4 protein-coding genes are annotated in these 5,260 nt (G+C 62.1%); all 4 read right to left on the bottom strand.

From position 1 onward, the window contains the following. Positions 1-158: 158 nt before the first annotated feature. The gene (locus tag ACF8GF_RS24195) at positions 159-1,289 is read right to left on the bottom strand and encodes a lactonase family protein (protein WP_256122363.1); all 1,131 of its coding nucleotides are present in this window, start codon (positions 1,287-1,289) and stop codon (positions 159-161) included. Next, a complete protein-coding gene (locus ACF8GF_RS24200) occupies positions 1,270-1,545 on the bottom strand; it encodes a DUF5629 family protein (RefSeq protein ID WP_176684484.1) in 276 nt (91 codons plus the stop codon). The genes ACF8GF_RS24195 and ACF8GF_RS24200 overlap by 20 nt, the downstream gene beginning before the upstream one ends. Positions 1,546-1,607: 62 nt before the next feature. Next, a complete protein-coding gene (locus tag ACF8GF_RS24205; protein WP_176684485.1) occupies positions 1,608-4,007 on the bottom strand; it encodes an RND family transporter in 2,400 nt (799 codons plus the stop codon). Next, complete coding sequence (locus tag ACF8GF_RS24210) at positions 4,004-5,044, bottom strand: YCF48-related protein (protein WP_176684486.1); 1,041 nt, start codon at positions 5,042-5,044, stop codon at positions 4,004-4,006. Before ACF8GF_RS24210 ends, ACF8GF_RS24205 begins: the two co-directional genes overlap by 4 nt. Positions 5,045-5,260: the final 216 nt, after the last annotated feature.

Consider the following 5,260-nt stretch of genomic DNA (forward strand, 5'->3'; position numbering starts at 1 on the left):
TCTGTGTGTAGGAGCGGGTTTACCCGCGAATACGGTGGCGGCGGCAACAGTGAACGGCTCGTGAAAATTGGCCAGCAGGCCCGGCCCTTTCGCAGGTAAATCCACTTCTTGCACGGTGTGTCTGGCCAGTTCACCTATGAGCGAACCCTCCCAACCTCTTAATCGATGAACTTCAGGTCCGAAGGCGCGTCCTGCGCCATGGTCTGCACGGTCTCCCCCAACTTGCCAGTCAAGAGATCACGGCGCATGACCACGATCTGGTTGCTCTTCTGGTTGGCTACCAGCAGGAAATTGCCGCTAGGGTCCAGGGCAAATTCGCGGGGGTGATCGCCTTCCACGGAGCGGCGCTGCACGAACGTCAACTGGCCGTCATTCTTGCCAACCGCGAACACCAGGATTTCATTCGCCGTGCCACGGTTGCTCACGTACAGGAAGCGGCCGTCCGCCGACAGGTGCAGGCCTCCCGCTGCCTTGGCCGCTGCATCCTGCTGCTCGGTCAGCGGCAGGCGTTGACGCTCAAGCAAAGCAGCGTCCTCGACGTCGAACATCACCACTTCGCCACTCATCTCCAACGTCAGGTAAGCATGCTGGCCCTTGGCGTCGAACAGCAGGTGACGGGGCCCACTGCCTGGCGGCAAGGCCACCGAGGCCGGGATTGCCGGGCTCAACGGCTTGTCCACACTGGCGCCGTCGTAGCGGTAGATGAATACCTTGTCCGCGCCCAGGTCGCAGGCATAGACATGCTGGCCATCGGGCGACAGCACCAGTGCATGCACATGGGCACCGGCCTGGCGCTCGGGGTTGACGCCACTCGCCTTGTGCCGGGCCTGTTGCACCGCGGGCTCGAGTTTGCCGTCCCTGGCCACCGGGATGACCACCAGGCTGCCGCCGGGGTCAGGCTTGACCGCGTAGTTGGCCACGAACAGATAACGCTGGTCACGACTGAGGCTGGCGTGAGTCGGTTCGTCACCTTGGGTGACCATCTGGTTGAGCGGCTTGATTTCGCCCTTGGTGCTGACGCTGAAACTACTGGCATGGCCACCCGGGGTTTCATTGACCACGAACAGCTGACGCTGGTCGGCCGACAGCACAAGCCAGGAAGGGTTGACGTTCTTGACCACTTGTCGCGGTGTGGGGTCGATGCGGCCGGCCTTGTCGTCGAACTGGTAGCGGTAGATACCCTGGCTGGCGCCATCGGTGTAGCTGCCCACCAGCAACGTCGAGGCGTGGGCGTGGATAGTCAGGCTCATCAGGCTAGCGGTCAGCAGGTTAGTCCAGGTGCGGTTCATCTTGCTCATCATCCGGGGCGCGAAAGGCACTCATACAGACTAGTCGATGCGCGCCGTTGGCATCGTCGAGTTGCCACTCGTCTCCGGTGGCGATGGCGGCAGCGATTTGCTCAGGCGTGAACGACCAGCGGCGCAATTGGCGGCCGTCCATGCATTCGACAGTGAGGCCGGCTTCATCGGCGGTGAAGTCGAAGGCGTGCAGGCCGTCGATCAGAAGCATATCGCAGGCCTGCAGGGCGGTAGCGAGGGGGGACATAGGGGTACCAATCTGAAATGGATTGGCAGTATAACCTTGGGGCCGCATTGCGGCCCCTTCAATCAATGGGCAAAGATCGACCCACCCTCCTTGCCCACCATCTTCTCAGGCTTGATCAGGAACCGCGCCAATGCCGGTAGCAGCCACAACGCACCAAACATGTTCCAAAGCAGCATGAAGGTCAGCATCAGACCCATGTCCGCCTGGAACTTGATCGCCGAGAAAATCCAGGTGCATACCCCAATGGCCAGGCACAGCCCGGTGAACAGCACCGCTTTGCCGGTCGAGCGCAGGGTCTGGTAATACGCCTCCTGCAACGGTAAACCGGCACGCAGGAAGCTTTCCAGGCGGCTGTAGATATAGATGCCATAGTCCACACCAATCCCCACACCCAGCGCCACCACCGGCAAGGTCGCCACTTTCACCCCGATGCCCATGTAGGCCATCAGCGCGTTGCCCAGCACCGAGGTCAGCACCAGGGGCAGCACGATGCACAGCGTGGCGGCGAACGAGCGGAAGGTGATCAGGCACATCACGGCCACGCAGATGTACACCAGGATCAGGATGGTCAGCTCGGCCGACTTGATCACCTCGTTGGTAGCGGCCTCGATGCCCGCGTTGCCCGCCGCCAGCAGGAACTGCAGGCCTTCCTTGTCATGGCTGTCGGCAAACGCCTTGGCCACGGCGGTGACGCGCTCCAGCGTTTCAGCCTTGTGATCATTGAGGAACACCAGCACGGGTGCCAATGAGCAGTCGCCGTTGTAAAGGCCATCGGCCCGGGCGATAGAGTTGTTGAGGATGTCCGGGTTGCGCGACAGGGTTTCCCATTTCAGGCTGCCCTCGTTCATGCCCTTGATCACCTGTTTGGAAACGGTGACCAGGGAAATCGCCGACTGCACGCCAGGGGTGTTTTCCATGGTCCACATCAGCTCGTCGATCGGCGCCATGGTCGAGTGGACCGAGCACTTCTCCGACGGCGTCTTGACCATGATCACCAGCACATCGGAACTGGTCGAGTAGTTGCTGATGATGAAGTTGTTGTCCTGGTTGTAGCGCGAGTCGGGGCGCAGCTCCGGTGCACCCTGGTCGAGGTCACCGATCTTCAGGTTCTGGCTGTACCACAGGCCGCCGGCGAAGGCGAGCAGTGCCAGCACCACCGACACCGGCGCCACCTTGGCACTGGCGAAGTTCGACAACAGGCGCCAGAACGGGTGCTCGCGGGTCGCGTCTTTCTTGCTGCGCTCGATGGCCTTCTTGCTGATGCCGACGTAGGAGATGGCCACCGGCAACATGATCAGGTTGGTGAACACGATCACCGCCACACCGATGGAGGCGCCGATGGCCAGTTCGCGAATCACCCCGATGTCGATGATGAGCAGGGTAATGAAGCCCACTGCGTCGGCAAGAATGGCGATCATTCCCGGCAGGAACAACTGACGGAATGTGCGCCGGGCAGCGGTTAGGGCATTGTCGGCATCACTCGACTGCAGCGCGATACCGTTGATCTTCTGCACCCCGTGGGAAATGCCGATGGCGAAGATCAGGAACGGCACCAGCATCGAGTACGGGTCCAGGCCAAAGCCCACCGCATGCATCAGCCCCAACTGCCAGACCACCGCCACCAGCGTGGTAATGAGCACGGCGACAGTGCTGCGGATGCACCAGGTAAACCAGTACAACAACACCAAGGTGATCGCCAGGGCGACGCCGAAGAACATCGCCACCATCACCAGGCCATCGATCAGGTCACCGACCTTCTTGGCAAAGCCGACGATGTGGATTTTTACATTGGGGTTCTGCGCCTGGAACTTGTCGCGGATCTTCTCTTCCAGCAGGTGAGAGAACTGCTGGTAGTCCAGCTTCACCTGTTTGCCAGGGTCCTGCGGGTCCGGGTAGCTCTCCAGCAGCGGCACGTCGACGATGCTGGACTTGAAGTTGTTGCCTACCAGGCGCCCCACCTGGCCTGACTTGAGCACGTTGTCGCGCAAGCTATCGAGGCTGTCCTGCGAACCGTTGTAGGTGTTAGGGATTACTTCGCCACCGGAAAAGCCCTCCTCGGTGACCTCGCTCCAGCGCACGCTGGGGCTCCACAGTGACTTCAACCCGGCCCGGTCGACACCGGGAATGTAGAACACCTCGTCATGGATCTGACGCAAGGTCTCCATGTAGTCCTTGTCGAAGATGTCACCGTTCACCGCCTCCACCGAGATGCGCACGGTGTTGCCGAGGTTGGCCAGGTCGTTGCGGTGCTCCATCATCTGCTCGATGAACGGGTGCTGCAGCGGGATCATCTTCTCGAAGCTGGTGGACGGGCGAATCTGCGTGGCCTGCCAGAACAGGAAAATGCTGACCAGCACGCACAGGGCGATGACCACTGGGCGGTTATTGAAGATCAGGCGTTCGAGCAGCGTGGCTTGATCCTGATGATGCGGGTGCATGGCAATGCTCTCCCTGCTGGTCATGGACGCACCTCCCGGGCAGCCTGATCAGCCCCTTCGGCGCTGGTCAGGTGCACACCACCCTGCCCTACCAGCAGCAGGCCGCCGTTGGCCAGGCCACTGACGCCGGCCAGGGCGAGGCGGTCGGCACGGTTGTACACGCTGAAAGTCTGGCCGTCGTCCGTGCTGCGCAGCACGCTGCCACCATTGCCGACCAGCACCAGGGTGCCATCATCGACAAGCGTAGCGCCTGCCAGGCCGAACTCCAGCGTACCGCGCGCGGCCTTGAGTTCGATCGGCTGCCAGCTGTCACCGAAGTCGCTGGAGCGGAACAGGTTGCCACGAAGGCCGTAGGCCAGCAGGGTCTGCGGCCTGGCGGTGCCGATCACGCCGAACAGCGAGCCCTCGTAGGGGCCCTGGACCTTGGCCCAGGTCTGGCCCTTGTCGGCGGAGCGGTACATACCGCCCTGCTCACCCACGATGAACAGGCCGGCATCGCGCACTTGGGCGATACCGTTCAGGTGCAACTGGTCCGGGTTGTCCAGCCGCTCGGCCACGTCCTGCCAGTGCTGCCCGCCATCGGTGGTTTCCAGCAAGGCGCCATAGGCCCCCACGGCAAAGCCGTGCTGGGCGTCGAGGAAGGTGACATCGAGCAAGGGCGCTTCACGGGCGAGGTCTTCGAACTGCTTGCTCCAGGTAGCGCCGCCGTCGCTGCTGGCAAGTATCTGCGCGTCATGGCCGACGGCCCAGCCATGCTTGTCATCGAGGAAAAACACGGCAGTGAGCAATTGCCGGGTGGGTACCCGGGCCTGGGTCCAGGTACTGCCCTGGTCGTCGGAGAACAGAATGTGGCCGCGATCACCGACCACCACCAGACGCTTGCCGGCATGGGTGGTGTCGATCAACAGGCTTTCACTGGCCTTGGCCGACTCGGTGGAGTATTCGTCGGCTGCCGCGGCCTGGGCGCTGTCGGCCCACACACCCAATGCCAGTGCCAGCATCGCGCTGGCTGCCCATGGCCAGGCACCACGCCTGGCTGGCGTACGTAACTGTTCCCTCATGACTGCCCCCTTGTTGTGTTCTTTTTGGTGGGTCAATGCCTTGCAGGCCTTGCGAATGCCTGATCTAGAGGCCTGCAATAGCTTGAGAGGATCGTAGCGGGGATGTTGGCGGGAGTACAACGGGCGGGGTGTTATGTTTTGTTGTCGGCCGGGGAAAGCCGGGGCCGCTGGGCGACCCTTCGCGGGTGAACCCGCTCCTACAAAGGTTACGTCCCC

It is taken from the genome of Pseudomonas sp. yb_5 (assembly GCF_043103865.1).
GTDB classification, from domain to species: Bacteria; Pseudomonadota; Gammaproteobacteria; order Pseudomonadales; family Pseudomonadaceae; genus Aquipseudomonas; species Aquipseudomonas putida_Y.